The following is a 23,267-nucleotide window of genomic DNA, read 5'->3' on the forward strand; positions in this document are numbered from 1 at the left end:
ACTAAATATTCTGTATGTCATTTAAGATTTTGAAACCCACCTTTGAAGTTCTAGTTCTATCTTTATTGATTTAGGCACTTTTCTAATTATAAGAACTTAATCAAGCCGACTTAAAAATTCAATCTAAAACTAAAGTTTGGTGTAAATCGTAATGATCTGTTGTCTATTTGAATAATATTATCATCTGCATCGAAAGTATAATAACGGTTTATAGTATTATTTTGATTAAATACATTCCATAAAGAAGCTCCCACTTGCGCCTTAATTCCTCTAGACAAAATAAAATCATAAATTGCTGAAATGTCTGTTCTAAAGTAATCGTTGAGTCGAGAACTATTTGGAGAGTTATAATCAATTACGGCATTATCAGAGTTCTGATTTGTTAGAGGTTTTGTATAAGGTCTTCCTGAATGCCAATTAAAACCTAAAGCAACTTTTAAGCTTTTTATATTATACGTAATTGAGGCATTAGCGACGTGCCTTAAATCTAATGTATTTGCGAAGGCTTTTCCAGAATTTAATTCTTCAAATTGGTAATCGTTTGTGCTATACGTATAACTTAACCACGTGCTAAAATCTTGAAACTTTTTATTGACTAAAAAATCAATGCCTTTAACCGTATAAGCGCCTATATCATTGACAAACTGAAATTGATTTTGAAACCCTTGACTACTTGCGGTTATATTATCTATATTCTTATAATAACCTTCTATGGAAACTAAAAGTTGATTCTTATTATAGCTCAGTCCTAAAGATGCTTGTTGACTTCTAATTAATGGTACATCTGAAGTGTTAGCTAATTGCCAACGCCTTTTTTCAATTCCAAAAAAGTCTTGTTGTAAGTCAATAATTTGAGTAATCGATTGACTCTTTAATTCACTTAAGATTTCTAATCGTATTGCGTCAGATATTTTTTGATTAAATGAAAATCTTGGTTCTATACGTAGTTCTTTCAGCTTTTCAAAATAACTTATTCGTGCGCCTAATCTTAAAAACGTATTCCTAGAGTTTGAATAATATTCAGTTTCACCAAAAATGGCGTGTGTTCTAATAATTTCTTTGATCAGACTAGTAAAGTTGGGATTGGTAACATCTTCAAAATTCGTAACTCCGACTTCGTTAAACTGGTAACCACTATTAAATTTGGTATTACTATTTATGGTCTTATTTAAGTCTAATCGTATCCCATAATCTTCAACTTTATTCTCTTGTGTTAAAAACTGGGCGTTAGTGATATCCTTATTTTCAGCATCGAGATTATAATTAGAATAATAAGCTTGTATAGACGATTGGAAATCATTTGACCAAATCTTAGAATACGTTAAACTCGCTCCATAACTAACCTGATTAATTGTGCTCTGGCTTTCTTGAAAATCGTTTTGTGAATTTGTGAAAATTTGATCGTAATCTAGCTTGTTATAAATATTTAGAAGGTTAACTCGTAGGTTAGATGAGTCATCGATATCATATAAAAACTTAGCATTAAAATCATAGAATATAAAACTTTCATCTAAGGATAATAATGTATTTATGTCGTTTTCAGAATTGAGTTCAGAATCTGTAAATATGCGATCAAAATAAGAATCGTAAGTCGTAGAAACAATAAGATCTGTATAAGAACGCCTTGCCGACAACTGCAATTCTTTATTTTCAGATAACGAAATTTTAGCAAATCCATCGACACTCAACAGATTACCTCCTATTCCTGCTTTTGTAGTATTGTTAATATAATCTGAATTATTGATTGCTAATATACTCGATACTCCGTCACCAAATTTAGAGCTTGTACCATTTTTAGAAATATCTATATTTTGTGTTAGGTATGGATTAAATGCGGAGATTAATCCAAAAAAATGACCTGTTTGATACATGCGTATACCTTCGTAAAGCACAAGATTCTGATCGTTAGTTCCGCCTCTAATGTTTAAATTAGAAATACGTTCATCTACACTGATTATACCTGGTAAATTCTGAACAATTTGTAATACATCTGGTTCTATTAAACCAGGAAGAATATTAAACTGATTCGTTTTGACATTTACCTTACCATTAATGGTTTTTGAGATACCTTTTGTAAGGAAATTGGTGACAATAACTTCTTCTAATTCTTGTACACTTTTTAATGGGTTTACTGATATTGCAATGAATCTATCGCTCAGTATTTTAAATTTTAAGTCAGTTATTGTATTAAGTAAATCAATTGCCTGATTAAGTGTTAAATCTGATTTGAGAGGTATTATCTCAATATCTTCAATGGTTTTAGGTTCAAATGAAAACTTAACATTATACCTGTTTTCTAACTGAGTAAGAATAACAGCTAGAGACTGTTGTTCCTCTTGATTTTGACTATAAACAAGGTTGAAAGAGCAAACTAATATGATATAAAAAACTATTCGCTGTAATAGTTTATTCACGCTTTAGAATTATGGTTTTATCTAACTTACTATAGGTTAAATTTAATGGTATTGTAACAGATTGTAACGCTAAATCTATATTATTATGAATAAAACTTCCGGTAAAAAGGCGCGATGTATCAATTTGGTCTGTGTTAATTTTAACATCATACTGATTCTGTAGCTCAGAAATCACATATTTTAAAGGTGTAACTTTAAAATAACTTTCACCTTTAAGCCACCATGGTTGTGTAGTATCTTCTTTTTCATTAGCAATATATTTCCCATCAATAACTTTAAAATTGTTTCCTGACTTTAGTTGTTGTGTTTTATCCTTGTAACTAACAGCTACCAGACCTTCATAACAAGTAACTTCAAAATAATTTTTACGTTGCTTCACATTAAAATGGGTTCCTAAAACACTAACTATTCCATCCTCTGTAATGACATCAAATTTTTTGCCTTTAGCTACTTTAAAAAAAGCTTCTCCATCTAATTTAACTTGTCTGCTTTCGTTCCAGCTTTTTTCATTAAAGACCAGACTGGAATTAGAATTTAATTCTACAACAGATTCATCAGGCAATTCAATTGTAGTCTGCTGAGCAATCTGAGTATTAAAATTAGTGTCTAACGTTGTAGAATAATAATAAACACTAAATCCTAAAGCTAATATAGCGGCTATTTTAAGCAATGGTCTAAGCCATTGTTTTTTAGTTTTAGGACTAGAGTTTAACTTTGAACTTAAATTATTGTAAGCGGTAATAGCATCAAAATGAGGTGCCTTAAAACCTTTTAAGGCATTATTCATTTTAATGAGTTCATTATAATCATCTAAGTTCTCAAAAGCATTTTGTTCTTCAGAATTTAGATTATTATCTAACCATTTTTTTATTAAATCTTCTCTATTCATAATTCCTATTCAAGTATATAACAGCTATTATTGAAAATTCCCTACCTACTAACATAAAAATTATAATTCATCGATATCCTGTCTTAATTTTCTCAATGCACCATATATGCGTTTTTCTACGGCTTTTGTAGATATGTTCAGTAGTTCTGCAATTTCTTTAAAGCGTTTGCCTTCAACTCTATTTAATAAAAATGCGACACGTTGTGCTTCCGTTAAATTAGAAATGGCTTTCTGTAATTTTATATGATATTCTTTTTCCTGCAACACAAATTCCGGTGATTCATTAGTTGCGGTTTTTTTTGGAATGGCTTTATATTTTAAAACTACTTTTTGATGAGCAACAGCGTTTAACATTAAATTATTAGCGGTAGTGAAGAGAAAACTCTTTGCTTTATCTGTTGAAACCTTAGCACAGTTCTGCCATAATTTTATAAAAGCTTCTTGTACTTTATCTTCAGGGTTAAGATGTCCGCCAAATTTATAGTACAAAAAATCATGAAGATTCTTAGAATGCTTTTTGTAGAAGCGCTCAAATAAATGATTGTCACAAATATTATCTTGTAAAGGTTTACTCATAATTTTAATGTGGTCACAAATTATAAATAAATTTTTTAAAGTTTTTGGTAGGAGAATTTAAGATGTAATTGTTATATAATTAAACAGACAAAAAACCGACATCATGACTGGTAAATTTAAACATATATTTTTTCTATTCCTTTTTGCCCTATTTAGTTTAACGGCTTGCCAGGATGAAACTATTGAAGTCGATAATACAGATAATCAGGAAACTTTAGAACCGTCTTCTACACTTGCGGATTTAATGAGTAGAGCTACAGCCAATTTTGGTGCGGCAGATAATATTTTGGATGAATCAAGTTGTTTTTCTGTAGAGCTGCCTGTTACTATTGTTGTTAGTGATATTATTATTGTAATTGAAACCCAAGCCGATTTAGAACAACTAGAAGATATTTTTGAAGAGCTAGAAGGTGATGAAGACTTTTTAGATTTCGTTTTTCCAATAACAATTATTTTTAGCGATTATACAGAGGTTGTTATAGAAAATGAAGAGCAACTAGAAGATTTTATTGAACAATGTGAGGATGATGATGACGAAGTGATAGAGTGTGTAGATTTTGCATACCCTATTTCTTTTTCAGTATTTAATAACGAGTTTGATTTTATTGATACTGTTGTAATTGAAAGTGATCAAGAATTATATGTGTTCTTAGATGAATTAGAAGACGATGATAATGCATTAATAGTTAGCTTAAACTATCCTGTTACTTTAGAGTATGCTAACGGTGAAACAGTTGAAGTTAATTCTAACCAAGAATTAGCAGAAGCTATAGAGGCAGCTCAAGATGACTGTGATGATGACGATGATGATGGAAATGACTGTTCTGAAGACGGAATTGCAGAACTGTTAACAGACTGTCCTTGGGATATAGAAGACGAATTTAATGACTTCGTAGATTATGAGATTGAATTTAATGAGAATGGTTCTTTATCTATCACTGAAGGTGATGCTGTTATAGAAGGCTTCTGGAATCTTTCAGTGAGTGATCAAGGAATTATCTTAAATCTTTTCGATTTAACAGCACTACAAGACGACTTAGGTGGAGAATGGCTAATTATAGAATGTGGTGATGACGAATTAGTCATAGAGAGAGATGATTTTACAATTGAGTTAGAACAAGATTGCGAAGACGATTTAGATTGTACAGCACCAGAAATAAATGCTAATCTTTTAGAGTGCGCATGGTTGTTAGAGACAGATTTATCAGACTCAGTAATTCCTACATTCGTCTATTTCTCTCAAAATGGACAAGTTTTAGTGGCTAACCAAGACAATACAGAAACTGTCATTGGTACTTACGATGTAACGATTATTAGCTCAGAACTGTATATTGAATTCTCGTTAGAAGATAGCTTAGAAGTCTTAAATGGATTGTGGGAGATTGTAGAATGTGACGATGACAATATTTACTTAATCAATGATGACAGTTACTTAGAATTAAATCAGGATTGTGTTTTTAATGAAGTATTTGAGTGCTTCGGCGATTACGAATTGATAGAATGTGCAAACGACGCTGGTGAAGCTGAATTTAATTTAAGTGCAGATACCATTGGTCTTACAGATTGTCAATATGAGTATTATCCGTCATTTCATACAAGTGAAGTAGATGCGCAAAATGCTTTAGGTGCCATCTCAAACACGGAATCATATCTGTCAGTTTCAGGAGAAGTATATCTTAGAATAGAAACGGCCAATGGCAATTTTGAAATATTTACAATCTATCTAAATACAGAAGATTGTTCCCAAGATTTAGGATGTCTCGAAACAATAGATATTGTTTTGTGTGATGAAAACAATGATGGATTTGAAATTTTTAATCTATATGAAGGACTAAATGAAATAGAAGAATGCGAAATTAATGATCCAATAGCGGTTAATTATTATTTAACGCTTACAGATGCAGAAAGTAGTACTAATCCATTAGTGGAAGTAACATCTTATACCAATTTAACTAATCCTCAAACAATTTATGTGAGAATAGAACTAATTTCTAACCCAAATATTTTCGAAATTTTAGAAATGGGACTCTTCCTAGAAGATTGCAATACATCTGGTTGTACAGAGCAAGATGTTGATGCTTACTTGGCAGAATGCACTTGGATACCAGTAAGCTATAATGGAGATGATAACCTCATTAACTGGATATTAGAGTTTGAAGTAAATAGCCAGGTGGTAGTTATGTCTAATGGTGAAACAACACTAACGGCAACTTACAGTACATCACAATCAGATGATGGAGTTGTTATAGAATTTGCTAATGTTGCTGGTCCAGACATCCAAGCCATTTCTGGTAGTTGGTTGGTAGTAGAATGCGAAAACAATCGATTAGAATTACATAAAGAAAACAACACATTAGTCTTAGAACAAAACTGCGATTGATAGCCGAACCGCTTACACAAGTTAGTATTTTTTAGTAAGTTTAAGTTGATGAAAGGAGTTACTCTTTAAGAGTAGCTCTTTTCTTTTGTGATGTATTCAATTTTATAGCTTTATAATTATAGCATTCCCATTCGAAAATCGCTGGTAAATTATTAAATTTGCAACTTGTAAATAAGTATAAAGCATATGTTTAATAATTTAAGTGATAAGTTAGATAAAGCGTTACATGTATTAAAAGGACATGGAAGTATAACTGAGGTTAATGTTGCAGAGACATTAAAAGAGGTGAGACGCGCGCTTTTAGATGCCGATGTTAACTTTAAAATTGCTAAAGAGTTTACTAATAGAGTTAAAGAAAAAGCACTTGGTCAGAATGTATTAACAACATTGCAGCCAGGGCAATTGATGGTTAAAATCGTAAAAGACGAATTAACCGAGCTCATGGGTGGAGATGCAGAAGGTATAAACCTATCTGCAACACCAAGCATAATTTTAATGTCAGGTTTACAAGGTTCTGGTAAGACTACATTTTCTGGTAAACTTGCGAATTATCTAAAAAATAAAAAAACAAAAAAGCCATTATTAGTAGCTTGTGATGTTTACCGTCCTGCAGCAATCGATCAGCTACATGTTGTAGGTGACCAAATCAACGTAGAGGTATATAGTGATAAAGGCAATAATGATCCTGTAGCAATAGCTCAAGCCGGTATTGCACATGCAAAGGCCAACGGTTATAACGTAGTTATCATTGATACTGCTGGTCGTTTAGCTGTAGATGAAGCTATGATGACCGAAATCTCTAATATCCATAAAGCTATTCAGCCACAAGAAACACTTTTTGTTGTTGATTCAATGACAGGTCAGGATGCTGTGAATACAGCAAAAGCTTTTAATGATATCTTGAATTTTGATGGTGTAATCCTTACTAAATTAGATGGTGATACCAGAGGTGGTGCGGCTATTTCAATTAAATCTGTTGTAAATAAACCGATCAAGTTTATTGGTACGGGTGAAAAGATGGAAGCAATTGATGTTTTCTATCCATCGCGTATGGCAGATCGTATTCTTGGAATGGGTGACGTGGTTTCACTTGTTGAGCGTGCACAAGAACAATTTGATGAAGAGGAAGCTAGAAAACTTCAAAAGAAAATTGCCAAAAATCAATTTGGATTCGATGATTTCTTAAAGCAGATTCAGCAGATTAAGAAGATGGGTAACATGAAGGATTTAATCGGAATGATTCCTGGTGCTGGAAAAATGATGAAAGATATAGATATTGACGATGATGCCTTTAAAGGAATTGAAGCTATCATTCACTCTATGACTCCAGAAGAACGTGCGAATCCATCAGTAATAAACTCTAGTCGTAAAAAGCGTATTGGTAAGGGTTCTGGTACATCAGTACAAGAAGTTAATCAGTTGCTGAAACAATTTACACAAATGAGTAAAATGATGAAGATGATGCAAGGTGGAGGTGGAAAACGTATGATGCAGGCCATGAAGAATATGCCTCGATAGTTCTTTAACTTTAGATAATATAAATACAACCAACAATATGACAATTTTAGACGGTAGAAAGACAAGTAGAGATATTAAAGATGAGATAAAAGCCGAAGTTGATAAAATGAAGGCTAACGGAGAAAAGGTTCCACATCTAGCCGCTGTTATTGTTGGTAATGACGGAGCAAGTTTAACTTATGTAGGTAGCAAGGTGAGAGCATGCGAGCGTGTTGGTTTTGAATCTACCATGGTAAGATTGTCTAATACAACGAGCGAGATAGAATTACTAGATACTATTCAAGATTTAAATAATAATGATGATATTGATGGTTTTATAATTCAGTTACCTCTACCGCGTCAAATTAATACACAAAAAGTATTAATGGCTGTAGATCCTAATAAAGATGTTGATGGTTTTCATCCTGCCAATTTTGGTAAAATGGCACTAGATATGTCAACCTTTATTCCAGCTACTCCATTTGGCATATTAGAACTAATTGACCGTTATGGAGTAGAAACGGATGGCAAACACACGGTGATTATAGGCCGCTCTCATATTGTTGGTAGACCAATGAGTATTCTAATGGGGCGTAAAGGTTTTCCAGGAAATTCAACAGTAACATTAACCCATAGTCACACTAAAAATATTACTCAAATTACATCTCAGGCTGATATTATTATTTCAGCATTAGGGATACCAAACTTTCTAAAGGCAGAAATGATAAAAGACGACGCCGTAATTATTGATGTAGGAATTACGCGTGTGCCAGATGATTCTGAAAAAGGATATCACATTACAGGAGATGTCGATTTTGAAAACGTAAGTAAAAAAGCAAGCTTCATAACACCAGTACCAGGTGGAGTAGGACCCATGACTATTGCTATGCTCTTAAAGAATACATTACTAGCCAGAGAGCAGCATAGAAACAAAAATTAATAGTATATAATATGTTGATGTTATTGCTCACTATCGTTATTGATTCAGTTTCGATAGGAAGTTTACAACATCTTATACCAATCGTAATTGCAATAGTATTTAGTGTTGTAAGTATTAGTTTTTCAAATCAGTTTTTATCTAATGCTCAGAAAGAAAAAGTAATACATGTTTTTGCCTGTTTAATATCGGTAACTATAATTTGCTTTCATGTTTACAGAATAATTTTTGAATCCTATAATTTTAAAACAGACCTACCTCTTTATTTATGCAGCTTAATGGCTGTAATTATTCCAATATTTACGCATTATCGCAAATACTGGATGTTTGAGATTCTATTGTTTTGGATTATTGGAGGAACACTACAAGGCGTCATTACACCAGATATTCCAATGGGTTTTCCAAGCTTTGATTACTTTAGATATTGGACAGTTCATCTTGGATTGCTAATGGTAATATTCTATTTTATTTTTGTGTTTAGATTAAAACCAAAATTAAAAAGCGTCTGGAAATCCTTTTTTGCGCTTCAAGTTTATGTCTTATTAATGGTAATTCTTAACTATTTGCTAGATGCAAATTATTTTTATCTTAATGAAAAGCCCAAATCCGCCTCGTTACTCGATTATTTTGGTGAATGGCCTACTTATATCCTTGTAGGGCAACTCATTATAATTCCTCTATTTCTAATAATTTATTTACCCTTTTTTATTTGTAAGCGAAGAAAGAACTACTTAGCAAATAGTTGAGACATATCTTTAAATGCTTTAAACTCTAAAGCATTGCCAGCAGGATCTTTAAAGAACATAGTGGCTTGTTCGCCTATTTGACCTTCAAAACGTAAATAAGGTTCTATAATAAATGTTATACCTTTTGATTTTAGTAGATCAGCAAATTGATGAAATATTTCCCAATCTAATATAACTCCAAAATGTGGAACAGGTACATTCTTTCCATCTACAGCATTGGTGTGTAATTCTTCTTCAGATTTTGGTTTAAAGTGTATAACCAATTGATGTCCAAAAAAATTGTAATCAACCCAATGATCACTACTACGCCCTTCTTCAAAATGTAAGACATTAGTGTAAAAGTTTCGACACTCTGCCAAATTATGAACGGGAATTGCAAGGTGAAAAGGTGAAAGTTTTGACATAGTTTATCTCTTTTTTTTGCGATGATGCTGATGTTTTGGATCATAAGTCTTCTTAGAATCACTAATCAGATTCGTTAAGGTTTTAAATTCTTCTTTAGTGAGCTCACGATACTGTCCTAAAGGAGTATCGAGTTCAATATTCATTATGCGAACACGCTTTAATGTTTTAACGTCATAATTGAGATAGTCGCACATGCGTCTAATTTGACGATTTAAACCTTGAGTTAGAATAATACTAAATGTAAATCTATCTATCTTTTTAACTTTACATTTTTTGGTGCGTTTACCCAATTCTTCAATATAAATACCACCTGCCATACGCTCAACAAAGGTTTGAGAAATAGGCCTATCTACAGTAACGACATATTCTTTTTCGTGGTTATTGCTAGCTCTTAAAATTTTATTGACGATATCTCCATCATCAGTTAAAAGAATTAAACCTTCACTAGGTTTGTCTAATCTGCCGATTGGAAAAATACGTTTAGGGTAATTAATATAGTCAATAATATTATCCTTTTCAACACGTGTATCTGTGGTACAAACAATACCAACAGGTTTGTTGAAAGCTAAATACACAAAATCTTGTTTGCGTTCACCAATAACTTCACCATCAACTTTTACCACATCTTCAGATGCCACTTTAGTACCCATTTCTGGTATCACATCATTTATAGTGACACGACCAGCATCTATCAATCGATCGGCTTCACGACGGGAACAGTAACCAGCTTCGCTGAGATATTTATTAAGACGTGTTAAGTTTTCTGACATACTGTAAAAGTACAATAAAGTTAGTAAGTACTCTTGTTAAGATTTTGGCAAAAACAATGTGATCTTTCCGAAAGATACGTCATCTAAATGTCCCATTGTACCTAAATCTTTTGTAATGAGATGCATGTGTAAATATGAATCGTGATGTGTAAAAATACCTTGATGCTCAGTAGAAAAGAAACCAATAATCTCAACCTCTTCATATCCTAAGTTATAATCGACTTGCCCTTGATGTGCCTCTTTTGGTGATGAAACTTTTACCCCTTTAGGTAAATTCTGTACGTGTATAATTCCATTTTCTATTGATCCAATTAATTTAAAAGCAAATGGTCGTTTTTTGTCTTTAGTTTTAGAATCTATAAATAGCTCTAAGTCTTTTATAGTTTTAATCGCGTCTGGCAATGCTATTTGCTCCCATTCATTGACATTGGCATAAACAAAAAATGGTGCTTCAACGGTATTATTTTTTTCAACAACCATAGTGGAATCAGATGTTACTTGAGATACATAGGTGACTCCATCATTAATAAGGATTTCACCATCTAAAAAAGCATTAGGGCCAAGACCATAAAGACCTTTTTTTTTCTTAATTGTATCAAGATTAATTTTTCCATGAAGTTGACCCTTCCACATCACATCTTTCATCGCTGCAACACTAATGACGTCAGTATATGTTTTCTTTATAGAAGAATCTTTGACAACAAAGTCGCAGCTAAGACATACTAGTAAACTTAGTAGCAGTAATGTTTTATTGCAAGTCATGATAAGATTTATTGATTAATAAAATTAATTATTTGTAGAGTTAAAGAAGCATCTTTTAAACTATGACCAAACCCCTCTGTTATTATCAATTCAGAATTTTTATAACGATTTGCAAACAATAAAGCGTCCTCAATAGGAATAATTTTATCCTTCTTGTCGTGTATAATTAGTCCTTTGGCTTTAAAAGATTTGGTAAAGTTTGCTGCAGAAAAATAGTCAACTGGTTGTCCAAATCGTTCAAAAACGATCTTATCCAATCCGTTTGATATTCTATTATTATAACCCATCATACTTTTATATCTTGAAAAAACACCAGTGAAATGGGCAGGAGCACCTAATAAAACCATTTTATTAACTGATGATAAATCGTGATTATACATACAAAATACGCTTGCCATACCGCCAACAGAATGTCCAATGAGAACATCTGGTTGAAACTTTTGTACCACAGTATTTATAAATTTAGAGTAAAGTATGGCATTAAACTGTTTTCCGTCAGACCTACCATGAGCTGGTGCGTCTAAAGCTATGATATTATAGTCTTGTGATTTTAAATCATTTAATAAATACTCCCAACGAGATGCATTACTTTCCCAACCATGTGCTAATAAAACTGTTTTTCCTTTTCCAACCCAGCGGTAAGTAGCAATTTCTAAGTTTTCATATTTAAGAGTTTCGAAATAAGCAGAATTTATTAGTTTTCGCTGAAGCTCTGTATAGCGTCCTTTTCTTGGTGAGGCAAATAAACTTAAGGCTTTTTTAGAAGCATAATTAGCGGATAGTAAACTGGTTGCATTCAACACATTACCTATGGATTTTATAACAAAACTACTCATATTAGATATCTTCTCTGTTTACAGAATCTATAGAAAATGCAGGTGTGCAAATAGCTAAATATTCACAAGGTTCTGTAAAAGGATTAGAATATTGCAACCTAGTATTCTTTTCAATTTTTATAGATTGTCCTGGCTCTAAAACAATAGTTTCATCATCTATGATAAATTGCTTTTTCCCTTTAATGATAAAGGTAAACTCATCAAATTCTGGTGTTTGAAATGGTTCACTCCAACCAGGCGGTGCTATCATATGAGCAATACTAATTTTAGAATTGCCATCACTTGCTAGTCCAAAATGTTCTTTAATGATTTTGCCGTCATCAGTGGGAACGATGAATGGAGATGATTGTATGGTATGGTTCTTTTTCTCTTTCATAATTACAAATTCAATAATAGGTCTTTTACCAATGAATCATAAAATACTTAATCTTAGCTTTTTCTGGAATTTGTAATGGATCAATGGTCATGTCCATCTTAAAGCGCATACTTGCTGGTAATTCCTTTTTGTCTATCGTAAAAGAGGCATTAATTTCATTCACTGAAACTACGATAGCATTAATAAGGTTGTCAATTTTAGAAATTTTATACGCTTCATTAATGTCTTTGAATGTGCTCAAAGTAGAAATGTTTTTTTCGGTTTTATAACGCTGATCCATAATTCTAACTGATGAAATTACGGAAGTTGAATCTAGTGCTTCTTTAGGTGAAAGATTCAGTAGCTTTTTTCCTGTTTTTTCATAAACTTCAATCGTATTTATAGATCCAGTAAATTCATCACCCGCGATATATCTCACTACAGAATCATTTGTAAATATGGCATCTAGTTCTTTAACCGTGGTCGAATCCGTAAGCAATCCAATATTGTTTTTCTGAATCAAAAATGGGTCTGGCACACTATTTTTTGCACAACCGGTAATTAGTATTGCACATATAAGTACAACATATAACGTATTTTTCATTGTTAAGATTTAGGTTAAAACTATTTAAGCATTTTGGTTAATATTCCTAAAACACTCCGTATTACTGTTGGACTCGACAATACCTTTACGATAGGATTTTGTCTGGTTCTACGTCTTCTCGTAGTTGAGGTTCTTCTTTTAGTTTCGGCTTTTTTTAGAGCTTCTTTTTCTTCTTTAGCTTTACGTTTTGCTTCCTCTGCTTCAGCCTGCTTAATTTTTTTGTTTAGCATTTCGTAAGCACTATCTCTATCAATTTCTTTGTTATATTTTCTGGCTAATTTAGATTCAGCTAATAAGCTGCCAAGTTCAGATTCTGTTAAAATATCCATGCGACTCATTGGTGCGCGCATCATAGTTGCAGCCAATGGTGTTGGTTTACCTTTTTCGTCTAATGCCGAAACTAATGCTTCACCAATCCCCAGAGACGTCAGGGTTTCTGCCGTATCATAATATTCTGTATCTGGATAATTCTGTGCAGTCAGTTTTATGGCTTTTCTGTCTTTAGCAGTAAATGCTCTTAACGCGTGTTGTACTTTTAATCCTAATTGTCCTAAGACTGCTTCAGGAACATCAGTCGGATTTTGAGTTACAAAATATAGTCCAACTCCTTTACTACGAATTAATTTAACGATACTTTCTATCTGATCTAAAAGTGCATCCGAAGCTTCATTAAAAATTAAATGAGCTTCATCTATAAACATAATTAGTTCTGGTCTACCACTGTCTCCTTGTTCAGGAAAAGTTGAATAAATTTCAGCCAATAAACTCAACATAAATGTTGAAAATAACTTTGGCTTATCTTGGATGTCCGTTAATCTTATGATATTAATGTAGCCTCTTCCATTTTCATCTACTCGAAGTAAGTCTTGAGTATCAAAGGATGTTTCACCAAAGAACAAATCTCCGCCTTGTTGTTCTATTTCTATTAATTTTCTTAAAATAGCACCTGTAGAGGCTTTAGAAATTCTACCATAAGATTCTTCAAATTCTTTTTTACCATCACCAGTTGCATACTGAAGAATTTTCTTAAAATCTTTTAAGTCTAACAATGGCAACTTATTATCATCACAATATTTAAATATCACTGAGATAATACCAGCTTGTGTTTCTGTAACATCAAGAATTCTTGAGATTAAAACAGGACCAAACTCACTAATTGTGGCACGTAATCTAACACCATCTTGTTCTGAAAGTGTTAATATTTCTACTGGAAAAGGTTTTGGTTCAAATGGTAAACCTATTTTCTCGTGGCGCTCATCAATTTTTGGGTGACCAGGACTAGGTTTTGCCAAACCACTTAAATCACCTTTAATATCCATTAACAATACAGGTATGCCTTTTTCGGAAAGATTCTCCGCTAAGACTTGTAAAGTCTTTGTTTTTCCGGTTCCGGTTGCACCAGCAATTAGTCCGTGACGGTTCATGGTTTTTAGCGGTACGTTAACATATGCATTGGTTATTGTTTCACCATCAAGCATACCAGCACCTAAAGTTATATAGTCACCTTTAAAAGTGTTGCCTTCAGTGATTTCTTTAAAGAAAGTATCTCTATTCTTCATCAGTCAGAAAATTTGTATAAAAATAATGTAATTTTAGTCAAGTTTAAAACCTATTAAGATGAAGTCTATATTTTCAATTTTTTGCATTTTACTTTTAATTAGTTTTCAGTCTTGTGATAATGAAAATTCGGAAATCATCTTTCACAAATCCCATGAACTAAGTAGAGCTAATGTGCCATTTAGTGATGCCGTAGAAACCGAAGGTTTGTTATTTCTAACTGGGCAAATTGGCAAAGACCATAAAAATGGCAAATTAGTTAATGGTGGTATAAAAGAAGAAACAAAACAAGTGATTGAGAATATAAAAGACGTTTTAGCTTATCATGATCTATCATTAGATCATGTTGTAAAATGTACCGTGATTTTAAAGGGTATTAATGATTTTAAAAGTTTTAATGAAGTGTATACGACTTATTTTACAAGGAAACCTGCGCGCACTACATTTGCAGCAGCAGGGCTGGCAGGCGGAGCAAGTATAGAGATTGATGTGATTGCTGTGAAATAAATTTCAACTTCCAACTAATGCATTATCTTTGCCGACTATGACAAGAAGAGAACGACAAGAATTGATTGACAAAGGTCTTTTATTGCCTTTAATGGAAGAATTCTACACTATTCAAGGTGAAGGGTATCATAAAGGTACAGCAGCATATTTTGTTAGAATTGGCGGTTGTGATGTAGGATGTCATTGGTGCGATGTTAAGGAAAGCTGGTTGGCAGAATTACATCCGCCAGCGGAAACAGATAAAATTGTTGAGAATGCCATTAAGTATAGTGATACTATTGTTGTAACCGGTGGTGAACCTTTAATGTGGGATATGGAACCTTTGACAACACTGCTCAAGGAAAAAGGTGTACAAACACATATTGAAACTTCAGGTGCTTATAAATTAACTGGACAATGGGATTGGATTTGTTTATCTCCTAAAAAAATGAAACTACCTACTGAAGAGGTTTACACAAAAGCGCACGAACTGAAGTGTATTGTTTATAATAAAAGCGATTTTAAATTTGCGGAAGAGCAAGCTGCGAAAGTCAATAAAGATTGCATATTATATTTGCAACCAGAGTGGAGCAAGCGTGATAAAATGATGCCACAGATTGTAGATTACGTAATGGCAAACCCTAAGTGGAAAGTGTCATTACAAACACATAAGTATTTAAATATACCCTAATAATAAACGCCTTGAGTAAACAAGGCGTTTTTAGTTATATCTGGTTTCGTTTTATTTTGTAAACGGCACCGCGACACGCACTTTATCCCAACCCATGTGTAGGTGTGCGCCATCATCCATAGCTTCAAAAGCCATTGAAAACGCTTCTAAAGATTCCTTTCCTTCTGTTGCAGGTACAGTAATACTTGCTACCACATTATCGTCACTATAACCAGATGCTCCCCAATTATTAGTATCAGAGCTGATCATTATTTTCCATTCTTTTTCACCTGGAATTGTAAATATAGAATACGTACCAGCTTTTATTGTTGTTCCGTTTAACTTCATGTCTACATTAAGAACCAATTGTGTCGCTTCGTTAGCTCCAGTTCTCCAAACTTTACCATAAGGTGCAATTTCTTTACCTACGGTTCTTCCATTAAGTTGAGGTCTGCTATAGTATACTATGGCTAGTTGTTTTTCACCTCTTCCTAATGAAGTGGCATCCATAGGGCTTTTGTCTAAACCTCTAAAATTTTGTGCTTCTACGTTAAATGATACAAGCATCATAAATGCAAATGCAATAGTTGTAAATAGTCGTGTTGTTTTCATAATATGTTTTGTGTTTTATGTACTCAAAATTAGAGTTAAATCAGGGCATTATATCGTAAGGAAATATTAAAATTTACAATTTGATAGTTTTTAGTGTGTTTTCGTTTATAAATTATTACAATTATGCCTTAATATGTTATATATTGTTTTAAATAAAAACCAATAAATCATTATATGTTTAATATATGAAAGTTTAAACTCATATTTGTTTTATAATTAATAATAAAAGAAGAAAGTTATGTGCGGTATTGTATGTGCGTTTGATATAAAACAGGAAAGTGAAACTTTAAGACCACAGGTCCTTGAAATGGCTAAAACCATTCGTCATCGAGGACCAGATTGGAGTGGTATTTATAGTGATAATAAAGTGATAATGGCGCATGAGCGTCTGGCCATTGTAGATCCGGCTTCTGGTAAACAACCCTTATTTAGTGAAGATAAAAAATTGATATTAGCGGCAAATGGAGAAATCTATAACCATAAAGCTTTAAGAGCTGAATTTCCAGACTATAAGTTTAAGACAGAAAGTGATTGTGAAGTCATTTTAGCTTTATACAAGGAAAAAGGAGCTGACTTTGTAGATGATATGAACGGTGTTTTTGGCTTTGCTATTTATGATGTGGACAAAGACGAGTATTTTATTGCAAGAGATCATATGGGAATTATTCCTTTATATATGGGATGGGACAAACACGGTACCTTCTATGTTGCTTCAGAATTAAAAGCTTTAGAAGGTGTTTGTACAAAAATTGAGTTGTTTCCACCAGGTCATTACATGAGTAGTAAAGACGGCAAACTCGTACAATGGTATAAGCGCGAATGGGAAGAATACAACACAGTAAAAGATAATCAAACGAGTATTGCCGAAGTGAGAGAAGCGTTGGAAGATGCTGTGTACAGACAATTAATGAGTGATGTACCATATGGTGTATTATTGTCAGGCGGATTAGATTCTTCGGTGACTTCAGCTATTGCGAAAAAATATTCTCAACGTCGTATTGAAGCTGATGATAAAGAACAAGCATGGTGGCCACAGTTACACTCATTCTCGGTTGGTTTAGATGGTTCTCCAGATCTAGCAGCTGCTCAAAAGGTTGCGGATCACATAGGGACTGTTCATCACGAAATAAAATTTACAATCCAAGAAGGTTTAGATGCCATAAAAGATGTTATCTATCAGTTAGAAACTTATGATATTACAACCATTAGAGCTAGTACACCAATGTATTTAATGGCGCGCGTTATAAAATCTATGGGAATAAAAATGGTGCTTTCTGGTGAAGGAGCTGATGAGTTATTTGGTGGTTACTTATACTTTCATAAAGCACCAAGTGCGCAAGAATTCCACGAAGAAACGGTAAGAAAGTTAAGTAAGTTGCATATGTACGATTGCCTGCGCGCCAACAAAAGTTTAGCTGCTTGGGGAATAGAAGGTCGTGTACCATTTTTAGATAAAGAATTTATGGATGTAGCCATGCGTATTAACCCACAAGATAAAATGATAAATGGAGAACGCATGGAAAAATGGGTGATACGTAAAGCATTTGAAGATATGTTACCAGAAAGTGTAGCATGGAGACAAAAAGAACAATTTAGTGATGGAGTTGGTTACAGTTGGATAGATACATTAAAAGAGGTTGTAGAAGCCGAAGTGAGCGATGAACAATTAGCTAGTGCACATTTCCGTTACCCAATACAAACACCTCAAAACAAAGAAGAGTACTATTATAGAACTATTTTCGAAGGCCATTTTCCAAGTGATGCGGCGGCCTTAAGTGTACCACAAGAGCCAAGTGTGGCGTGTAGCACTAAGATAGCTTTGGAATGGGATGAAGCATTTAAAAACATGAACGACCCTTCTGGTAGAGCCGTAGCGAAAATACATGAAGATGCTTATTAATGGAATGGGCATACGTTTTTAAGATGTATACATAAAAATATAACAACCTAACTAAAGTAATATACACTTTAATTGAAAGACGAATTTTGTGGTTCGTCTTTTTTAATATACTATGTAAAGTGTTTTACTTGTAACATTTTATTACATTTTATTACATTTATAAACATATAACTATAACCAACCAATTCTACATAGCCGATTTCCTGCTTACAGCGATCTGTAAGTATGATTAAATTCTTTAGAAAAATTAGACAAAATTTACTTTCCGAAGGTAAAACCGGCAAGTATTTTAAATATGCTATTAGCGAAATTATACTCGTTGTTATTGGTATTCTTATTGCATTACAAATCAACAATGCAAATGAAGACAGAAAAGCACGTCAGCAAGAAATAAAATATCTTAAAAATCTACAAGTAGATATACAGTCAGAGCTCAAAAACAATGATACCATTATTGCTTTTAGAGCAAATAAAGCAAAAGCAGGTGCAGAGATGCTTACTTTTAAAAAGCTGGAATCCGTAAACGATATTTTTGAGTTAGAAGGCACCATACAAACTGTCTTTTGGTGGACCACATTTATACCAACAAATAATATGTACAGAGAGTTAATTAGCTCAGGGAATCTAAATTTTATAAAAAACGATTCCATTAAAGATTACTTATTAGAACTCGATAAAAAGTATGTTAGTATTGAAAATGCCGAAGAACACATGCGAAGCGAATATGACAAGTATTTATATGATGCTTCTATCATTAATGGCGATATGTTAAATGTAATGGATTTTCAGTCCACGGCAGAAATAGGAACGATAATACTTAAGGAGCCTTCTCAAATCCAAATTGAAAACTTAATACCACAATACCATAGATTATTAAATAACAAAACATTTAATAATGGTATAAAACTCTCAATAATGAATAATACGTTCATTAAGCAGATGCATGAGGAATTGATAGCTCATCTTGAGAAATTGAATGAATTGATACAAGAGGATTTAAATAGAGGTTAAAACAATGATTAAATTTTTACGTAAAATACGCCAAAATATGATTCAAAAAAATCGAATAAGTAAATACATACTATATGCTATTGGTGAAATTATTCTCGTAGTCATCGGTGTTTTGATTGCACTACAGATTAACAATTGGAATGAGAATAGAAAACAAAGTATAGCAGAAAATGAATTTTACAAGGGTGTTAAAGATGACCTTTTACAAGACTTAGAATTTCTAAACTACGTTCAAAAGTATACAAAACCAAAAATTGACGCTTACCATCTTTTAAACAGCAAGTATTCAAAAGATTATGTGAACAATAAAGTAGAAATAGATTCTTTAATGTCTATTTATCTTTTTTCTGGACAACGCACATTCTACCCAGTCTCAGGGTCGTTTAAATCCGCAATAGCAGGTAATGAAATTAATACCTACAGTCAAAAACCCCTGATTCAAAGCATTATAAAACTATATAGCTCTAATTATGATAGGTTAATAGACAATGGAAAAATTGTAGATGACAGATGGGGGTAGTTTGAGTGAAAAATATATTCATAATAGAAGAACTGGTGCTTTTAACACAGTGAATAATGATTCATATACTATAATGCTTGATGATTTTCATTTTCATTATATACAACTAAACTGGTACAATAAAATTTTAAGTGAGACTGAAATAGAAGTTAATGAATTATTGAAAAAGCTAAAATGATTAAATTCTTCAGACATTTACAATACAAGCTTATGAGTGAAAATAAAACAGGTAAATACTTTAAATATGCCATTGGCGAAATTGTACTTGTTGTTATTGGTATTCTAATCGCGCTACAGATTAATAATTGGAATAATAATAGAAATGATCGCTTAAAAGAAAAACAATTACTTATTAATTTAAGACAAGAATTTAAAACCAACCTCGACGAACTGAAATTTGATCAACAAATTAATACAAATTGCCTTAACACTTTATATAATTTTTTACAGTCCGATAAAACCTTATTAACACCAAATGAGATCGATAGTATGAACGGTGTTTTTACCACATTTGCAAGCTTCGATGCGAGAGTAGGTATAATAACGAAACCATTTCTTCTGGTAAATTAGACCTTATTAAAAATGATTCTCTTAAAAACAAACTCAGTCAATGGACTGGAGAGCTTAATGATTTAGCAGAAGATATTGTGATTAGAAGGGAGCATTGGCTAAAATAGCTATTGCCTATTATTAGAAAACATATCCCAACTAGAAATCCTATAGATCGGATTATAGTAGAGATAGTATTATTAAACCAATTACCATTCCAAGAGAAAACTATACAAAATTCGTAACCTCTTTAGAAGTTGATGGTGCCATTATGGATCATTATTTAAATCAAAGTTATGTGCACATAAATGAAAAGCAGATTCAATCTTACATAAATGACATTATTGCTATGATTGATGAGGGGCTAAATGAAAACCATAACTAAACTCCACCATCATATCCATAAAAACTTATTTTATGGTAAAAGGCATCTAGCAAAAATAATTGTTTAATTCATAAGATAATGTCTTTAAATAAGTGTTTATATTGTATATATTATCTTTTTTTTATTCTTCAATTAACTCATTAAAAGCCCTGTAATGATTTTAATAATTTTCTTAATTCATTTCGTATATTTTTCGCAATAAAATCCAATTTAAGCCTATTTTTAGACGTTTTAAGCCACTTTTAGGTTTTTAACAATTGTTGATAATTATCCCTTTGCGGCCTTAAATTGCTTTTATAAAGCACCATTATTTCGTATATTTGTTAGTGTTCAAAAATGATACACTCGTGTCATTTTTTTATGCCATAAATCGAACTAAATTTATTCAAACTAATGAGCGAAAAGAAAGAAGAATTTAACAAGCACAATTACTCGGCTGATAGTATTCAGGCATTAGAGGGAATGGAGCATGTACGTATGCGACCATCGATGTATATTGGTGACGTGGGTACAAGAGGTTTACACCATTTAGTGTATGAGGTTGTAGATAACTCTATTGATGAGGCTTTAGCAGGTCATTGCGATAATATTACCGTAACCATAAACGAAGATAACTCCATTACAACAGAAGATGATGGTCGTGGTATTCCTGTAGATTTACACAAAAAAGAAGGAGTATCTGCATTAGAGGTTGTAATGACTAAGATTGGTGCTGGTGGTAAATTTGATAAAGATTCTTATAAAGTATCTGGTGGATTACATGGTGTTGGTGTAAGTTGTGTTAACGCTTTGTCAGAACATTTAAAGGCTACTGTTTACAGAGATGGTAAAATCTACGAACAAGAATATGAGCGTGGTAAAACCATGTATCCTGTAAAAGTAGTTGGTGATACGGAAAAAAGAGGAACTACGGTAACCTTTAGACCAGACTCTACAATATTTACACAAACTTTAGAATATAATTACGATACGCTTGCAAGTCGTATGCGCGAATTATCATTTCTTAATAAAGGCATTACTATACATTTAGTAGATCGTCGTCATAAAAAGGAAGATGGTGAATTTGAAGGGGAAACCTTTCATTCAGAAAATGGATTACCAGAATTTGTAAAATTCTTAGATGGTAATCGTGAGCCATTAATGAAAGATGTGATTGCTTTTGAAGGCGAAAAGAACGGTGTGCCAGTTGAGGTAGCTATGGTGTACAATACATCGTATGCAGAAAACTTACATTCGTATGTAAACAATATTAATACACACGAAGGTGGTACGCATTTAACAGGTTTTCGTCGAGGATTAACACATACCTTGAAAAAGTATGCTGATGAGTCTGGTATGTTAGATAAATTAAAGTTTGATATTGCTGGTGACGATTTCCGTGAAGGTTTAACAGCAATAGTTTCTGTAAAAGTACAAGAACCTCAGTTTGAAGGTCAGACCAAAACCAAACTAGGTAATAGAGAAGTGTCTTCAGCGGTAAGTCAATCCGTTTCAGAAATGCTTACCAATTACTTAGAAGAACACCCAGATGATGCTAAAATCATTGTACAAAAAGTAATATTGGCCGCTCAAGCACGTCACGCAGCACAAAAAGCACGTGAAATGGTGCAACGTAAAACGGTAATGAGCATAGGAGGATTGCCTGGTAAGTTATCTGACTGCTCAGAGCAAGATCCTGAAAAATGTGAATTATATCTTGTTGAGGGTGATTCTGCAGGTGGTACTGCAAAAGCTGGGCGCGACAGAAACTTTCAAGCTATATTGCCATTAAGAGGTAAAATTCTTAATGTCGAAAAAGCTATGCAGCATAAGGTTTTTGAAAATGAAGAGATCAAAAATATCTTTACTGCTTTAGGAGTTACTATTGGTACAGAAGAAGACCCAAGAGCTTTAAACCTGTCAAAGTTACGCTATCACAAAATTGTAATTATGTGTGATGCTGATATTGATGGTAGTCATATTGCAACCTTAATCTTAACGTTCTTCTTTAGATATATGCGAGAGCTAGTGGAAGGCGGTCATGTTTATATCGCAACACCACCATTGTATTTGGTGAAAAAAGGAGCAAAAAAGCAGTATGCTTGGAGTGATAAAGAGCGTGATGAAATTATGGAGAATTTTGGTGAAAACGCTAAAATTCAGCGTTACAAAGGTCTTGGTGAAATGAATGCTGAACAACTTTGGGACACTACAATGGATCCAGAATTTAGAACCATGCGACAAGTGCAAATAGATAACGGTACTGAAGCTGATCGTGTTTTTTCAATGTTAATGGGAGACGAAGTACCTCCGCGTAGAGAGTTCATCGAAAAGAATGCTATTTATGCCAATATTGATGCATAAGTAGAACAAATTAAACCATTTTAAAAGCAATTATATTAATAATGTAATTGCTTTTTTTGTTAC

Annotated in this window: 22 protein-coding genes; 11 read left to right on the top strand and 11 right to left on the bottom strand. The window is 32.9% G+C overall.

Features of this window, described 5'->3' with window-relative positions:
- Positions 1-110: 110 nt before the first annotated feature.
- Genes ACTG3Y_RS05935 through ACTG3Y_RS05945 form a run of 3 tightly spaced genes read right to left on the bottom strand, consistent with a single transcriptional unit; the run spans position 111 to position 3,879 of the window.
- Positions 111-2,414, bottom strand: coding sequence for a TonB-dependent receptor domain-containing protein (locus tag ACTG3Y_RS05935; RefSeq protein ID WP_439152004.1), 2,304 nt, complete (start codon positions 2,412-2,414; stop codon positions 111-113).
- Positions 2,407-3,303 (bottom strand): FecR family protein, encoded by an 897-nt coding sequence (locus ACTG3Y_RS05940; RefSeq protein WP_439152005.1) that lies wholly within the window; start codon positions 3,301-3,303, stop codon positions 2,407-2,409. The genes ACTG3Y_RS05935 and ACTG3Y_RS05940 overlap by 8 nt, the downstream gene beginning before the upstream one ends.
- Before the next feature lie 60 nt (positions 3,304-3,363).
- Positions 3,364-3,879, bottom strand: coding sequence for an RNA polymerase sigma factor (locus ACTG3Y_RS05945; RefSeq protein WP_439152006.1), 516 nt, complete (start codon positions 3,877-3,879; stop codon positions 3,364-3,366).
- Positions 3,880-3,982: 103 nt separating this feature from the next.
- Here ACTG3Y_RS05945 and ACTG3Y_RS05950 point away from each other — a divergent pair, with 103 nt between their 5' ends.
- From ACTG3Y_RS05950 to ACTG3Y_RS05965, 4 genes are all read left to right on the top strand, one after another.
- Positions 3,983-6,259: a hypothetical protein gene (locus ACTG3Y_RS05950; RefSeq protein WP_439152007.1), complete on the top strand. Its 2,277-nt coding sequence runs from the start codon at positions 3,983-3,985 to the stop codon at positions 6,257-6,259.
- Between the two features lie 186 nt (positions 6,260-6,445).
- Positions 6,446-7,777, top strand: coding sequence for a signal recognition particle protein (ffh, locus tag ACTG3Y_RS05955; protein WP_439152008.1), 1,332 nt, complete (start codon positions 6,446-6,448; stop codon positions 7,775-7,777).
- A gap of 37 nt (positions 7,778-7,814) precedes the next feature.
- Positions 7,815-8,696, top strand: a complete 882-nt coding sequence (locus ACTG3Y_RS05960) for a bifunctional 5,10-methylenetetrahydrofolate dehydrogenase/5,10-methenyltetrahydrofolate cyclohydrolase (RefSeq protein ID WP_439152009.1) — start codon at positions 7,815-7,817, stop codon at positions 8,694-8,696.
- A gap of 17 nt (positions 8,697-8,713) precedes the next feature.
- Positions 8,714-9,439: a YwaF family protein gene (locus ACTG3Y_RS05965; RefSeq protein WP_439152010.1), complete on the top strand. Its 726-nt coding sequence runs from the start codon at positions 8,714-8,716 to the stop codon at positions 9,437-9,439.
- Here ACTG3Y_RS05965 and ACTG3Y_RS05970 read toward each other — a convergent pair.
- Genes ACTG3Y_RS05970 through ACTG3Y_RS06000 form a run of 7 tightly spaced genes read right to left on the bottom strand, consistent with a single transcriptional unit; the run spans position 9,421 to position 14,730 of the window.
- Complete coding sequence (locus ACTG3Y_RS05970) at positions 9,421-9,843, bottom strand: VOC family protein (RefSeq protein ID WP_439152011.1); 423 nt, start codon at positions 9,841-9,843, stop codon at positions 9,421-9,423. The genes ACTG3Y_RS05965 and ACTG3Y_RS05970 overlap by 19 nt on opposite strands.
- A 3-nt stretch (positions 9,844-9,846) precedes the next feature.
- The gene (gene rluF, locus ACTG3Y_RS05975) at positions 9,847-10,614 is read right to left on the bottom strand and encodes a 23S rRNA pseudouridine(2604) synthase RluF (protein ID WP_439152012.1); all 768 of its coding nucleotides are present in this window, start codon (positions 10,612-10,614) and stop codon (positions 9,847-9,849) included.
- A 36-nt stretch (positions 10,615-10,650) separates the two neighbouring features.
- Positions 10,651-11,376, bottom strand: coding sequence for an acetolactate decarboxylase (locus ACTG3Y_RS05980; protein ID WP_439152013.1), 726 nt, complete (start codon positions 11,374-11,376; stop codon positions 10,651-10,653).
- An 8-nt stretch (positions 11,377-11,384) separates the two neighbouring features.
- Entirely contained in the window at positions 11,385-12,212 is an 828-nt protein-coding gene (locus ACTG3Y_RS05985; RefSeq protein WP_439152014.1) for an alpha/beta fold hydrolase, read from the bottom strand.
- A 1-nt stretch (position 12,213) separates the two neighbouring features.
- On the bottom strand, positions 12,214-12,588 hold the full coding sequence (locus ACTG3Y_RS05990; RefSeq protein ID WP_439152015.1) for a cupin domain-containing protein: 375 nt from the start codon (positions 12,586-12,588) through the stop codon (positions 12,214-12,216).
- 25 nt (positions 12,589-12,613) lie between these two features.
- Entirely contained in the window at positions 12,614-13,171 is a 558-nt protein-coding gene (locus tag ACTG3Y_RS05995; protein ID WP_439152016.1) for a hypothetical protein, read from the bottom strand.
- 20 nt (positions 13,172-13,191) lie between these two features.
- A complete protein-coding gene (locus ACTG3Y_RS06000; RefSeq protein WP_439152017.1) occupies positions 13,192-14,730 on the bottom strand; it encodes a helicase HerA-like domain-containing protein in 1,539 nt (512 codons plus the stop codon).
- A 58-nt stretch (positions 14,731-14,788) separates the two neighbouring features.
- Here ACTG3Y_RS06000 and ACTG3Y_RS06005 point away from each other — a divergent pair, with 58 nt between their 5' ends.
- Entirely contained in the window at positions 14,789-15,235 is a 447-nt protein-coding gene (locus tag ACTG3Y_RS06005) for a Rid family detoxifying hydrolase (RefSeq protein WP_439152018.1), read from the top strand.
- A gap of 37 nt (positions 15,236-15,272) precedes the next feature.
- The gene (locus ACTG3Y_RS06010; RefSeq protein ID WP_439152019.1) at positions 15,273-15,905 is read left to right on the top strand and encodes a 7-carboxy-7-deazaguanine synthase QueE; all 633 of its coding nucleotides are present in this window, start codon (positions 15,273-15,275) and stop codon (positions 15,903-15,905) included.
- 51 nt (positions 15,906-15,956) lie between these two features.
- Here the strand turns inward: ACTG3Y_RS06010 and ACTG3Y_RS06015 are convergent, their stop codons facing one another.
- A complete protein-coding gene (locus ACTG3Y_RS06015; protein ID WP_439152020.1) occupies positions 15,957-16,496 on the bottom strand; it encodes a DUF2911 domain-containing protein in 540 nt (179 codons plus the stop codon).
- Positions 16,497-16,734: 238 nt separating this feature from the next.
- Here ACTG3Y_RS06015 and asnB point away from each other — a divergent pair, with 238 nt between their 5' ends.
- The 5 genes from asnB to gyrB all read left to right on the top strand — a co-directional run bounded on the left by asnB (position 16,735) and on the right by gyrB (position 23,204).
- The gene (gene asnB, locus ACTG3Y_RS06020) at positions 16,735-18,396 is read left to right on the top strand and encodes an asparagine synthase B (RefSeq protein WP_439152021.1); all 1,662 of its coding nucleotides are present in this window, start codon (positions 16,735-16,737) and stop codon (positions 18,394-18,396) included.
- A 225-nt stretch (positions 18,397-18,621) separates the two neighbouring features.
- Positions 18,622-19,407: a DUF6090 family protein gene (locus tag ACTG3Y_RS06025; protein ID WP_439152022.1), complete on the top strand. Its 786-nt coding sequence runs from the start codon at positions 18,622-18,624 to the stop codon at positions 19,405-19,407.
- Between the two features lie 37 nt (positions 19,408-19,444).
- Positions 19,445-19,927: a DUF6090 family protein gene (locus ACTG3Y_RS06030; protein ID WP_439152023.1), complete on the top strand. Its 483-nt coding sequence runs from the start codon at positions 19,445-19,447 to the stop codon at positions 19,925-19,927.
- Between the two features lie 210 nt (positions 19,928-20,137).
- Positions 20,138-20,497, top strand: a complete 360-nt coding sequence (locus ACTG3Y_RS06035) for a DUF6090 family protein (protein ID WP_439152024.1) — start codon at positions 20,138-20,140, stop codon at positions 20,495-20,497.
- A 757-nt stretch (positions 20,498-21,254) separates the two neighbouring features.
- The gene (gene gyrB, locus ACTG3Y_RS06040) at positions 21,255-23,204 is read left to right on the top strand and encodes a DNA topoisomerase (ATP-hydrolyzing) subunit B (protein WP_439152025.1); all 1,950 of its coding nucleotides are present in this window, start codon (positions 21,255-21,257) and stop codon (positions 23,202-23,204) included.
- The last annotated feature ends 63 nt before the right edge of the window (positions 23,205-23,267 follow it).

Origin of the sequence: Winogradskyella sp. (assembly GCF_965656915.1) — a bacterium.
Taxonomy (GTDB): domain Bacteria; phylum Bacteroidota; class Bacteroidia; order Flavobacteriales; family Flavobacteriaceae; genus Winogradskyella.